This window comes from Pseudonocardia sp. GCM10023141, assembly GCF_042653605.1.
The window spans coordinates 1-809 of sequence record NZ_JBHSIR010000112.1 but is presented as its reverse complement, the minus strand read 5'-3'; the positions used below and the strand labels follow the sequence as shown (position 1 = coordinate 809).

Sequence of the window (809 nt, the reverse complement as noted above, 5' to 3'; positions counted from 1 at the left end):
AGCTGACCGATAAGGCCTGGGCGCGGATCGAGCCGTTGCTCCCACCGATCGAGAGCGGTGGCCGGCGGTGGCGTGATCACCGCCAGGTGATCAATGCGATTCTGTGGAAACTACGTACCGGCGCCCCGTGGCGGGACCTTCCTGAGCGCTACGGACCCTGGAAGACCGCGCACGAGCGGCTGCGGATCTGGACCGCGGACGGCACGTGGGAGGCCATCCTCAACGAGGTGATCGTCAAGGATGACGCCGTCGGGAATGTGGAGTGGACCTTCAGCATCGACTCCAGCAGCGTCCGGGCCCATCAGCACTCGGCTGGGGCCCGGAAAAAGGGGGCTGCACCACCGAGTGGGTCGAGGCCCTCGCTGTCGACGGGGAAGCCCTCGGACGGTCCCGCGGCGGGTTGACCAGCAAGATCCACCTCGCTGTGGATGGTCACGGCCTACCCATGTCGATCATCCTGACCCCAGGCCAGGCCGGGGACAACCCGCAACTGCTGCCACTGCTCGACCAGATCGCTGTCGGTCGGGACGGGCCTGGCCGGCCGCGGAAACGCCCCGGCCGGGTGTTGGCCGACAAGGCCTACTCCCATCCCTCGACCCGCGCTGCCCTGCGGGCGCGCGGGATCGCGTTCACCAGCCCGGAGAAATCCGACCAGATCAGCCGCCGGCTCGCGAAGGGCTCCCGCGGTGGCCGCCCACCCGCGTTCGACCAACAGATCTACGCCGACCGCAACGTCGTCGAGCGCTGCTTCAACCGGTTCAAGCAATTCCGCGACCTTGCCACCCGCTACGCCAAACGCGCTGCCTACT

General features: G+C 68.1%; 1 protein-coding gene. It reads left to right on the top strand.

What is annotated here, in order from left to right; translation table 11 throughout:
- Positions 1 to 2: 2 nt before the first annotated feature.
- Positions 3 to 809, top strand: a protein-coding gene (locus ACFPFQ_RS48315) for an IS5 family transposase (RefSeq protein WP_379630073.1) whose coding sequence is annotated in 2 segments (ribosomal slippage) — positions 3 to 360 and positions 360 to 809 — 808 coding nt annotated over the 2 segments. Because the reading frame shifts where the segments join, the coding sequence is not laid out codon by codon here. This gene is flagged as partial in the annotation.